We start from the raw sequence: 1,007 nt of genomic DNA, 5'->3' as shown, positions 1-1,007 counted from the left end.
CGATCGTCGCGATGCGCCTACGCTCGCCCAGTCATTGCGAACAATTCTCGCTACGGTGTGCGTAAATTAGCGGATACATGCGATGTGTCTTCCCGGCAGGTATCTTCCGCGCGTTTGACGGCGAGATTGCCGAACGGCGTCGTGATCGAACTGGAATGTTCGGAGCGCGACGCGTCTCTCGTGACGGCGATGACCGCTGCGTTAGGGAGCCGCTAATGTTCCGGTTCGACGCAGATCTTCGTGTCTACCTTTATCGGGAAGCGATCGACTTCAGGTTCGGCATGAACAGCCTGATCACGCTGGTTGCGCAGGAGATGAAGCTCGATCCGTTTGCCCGCGCCGTCTTCGCGTTTCGCAACCGCCGAAGTGACCGGATCAAGCTTCTGCTGTATGAGCGCACGGGCTTCTGGCTGATGTTACGGCGCCTTGAGCAAGACCGCTTTGTGTGGCCGAAGCGACAACAGGCGGTGATCGAACTGACGACCGAACAGCTTCACTGGCTACTGGATGGCATCGACATCAATGCGATGCGTCGTCACCCTGCGCGCCGGTACCGGCACGTCATGTAAATCATAAATCATCACCGCTGTACGTAAACCTGTTGCGGCGACGACTTCCGTATCGTGCTGTGCATGAAAACCAATCGCCCGAAGCCGTCCAGCAGGGACCATCTCAAACGTCTGCCGTCCGATGAGCTGATCGCACGCATCCTCGAACTCAGCGTTTCGCTAGCTGGATTGTTCGCCCTTTGCCGCGACGCCGATATACGATGCCGCCCGAAAAGCGCGGAAACTGACCGCCATCGACATCGTGTCACCTCAAATAGCGCGAAACGCCACTTCTCGAATAGCGCAGAACGTCACAGTCGAGCAACTGCAGGCCAGTACGGGCCTCGAATATCGTGAAGTCGAAGGAGTTCACATAGTCGAGCACCGGAGTTCGACAGTTCCACGGCCAAAAACGCGATTTTCGACAGCCAGGCCTTGTATCGGCGCGGGTTTCGGCGG

The 1,007-nt window shown here is 57.6% G+C and carries 2 protein-coding genes and 1 pseudogene; 2 read left to right on the top strand and 1 reads right to left on the bottom strand.

Going from position 1 to position 1,007, the window contains the following annotated elements; translation table 11 throughout:
* Together AWB78_RS49215 and tnpB are read left to right on the top strand one after the other, a co-directional pair.
* A pseudogene (locus AWB78_RS49215) lies at positions 1-216 on the top strand (hypothetical protein); the annotation flags it as partial.
* Complete coding sequence (tnpB, locus tag AWB78_RS42765) at positions 216-569, top strand: IS66 family insertion sequence element accessory protein TnpB (protein WP_062613346.1); 354 nt, start codon at positions 216-218, stop codon at positions 567-569. The pseudogene AWB78_RS49215 and the gene tnpB, both read left to right, overlap by 1 nt.
* A 244-nt stretch (positions 570-813) precedes the next feature.
* Here the strand turns inward: tnpB and AWB78_RS49210 are convergent.
* Positions 814-1,007: hypothetical protein (locus AWB78_RS49210; RefSeq protein WP_232478152.1), on the bottom strand; the 194-nt coding region annotated here is incomplete at its 5' end.

The organism is Caballeronia calidae (assembly GCF_900044055.2).
Lineage (GTDB): Bacteria > Pseudomonadota > Gammaproteobacteria > Burkholderiales > Burkholderiaceae > Caballeronia > Caballeronia calidae.
The sequence above is the reverse complement of the archived record's forward strand: the minus strand, read 5'-3'. Positions and strand labels throughout refer to the sequence as shown.

Coding starts and splice junctions, on each gene's coding strand:
- tnpB (WP_062613346.1), top strand. CDS start 216: ATGTTCCGGTTCGACGCAGATCTTCGTGTCTACCTTTATCGGGAAGCG.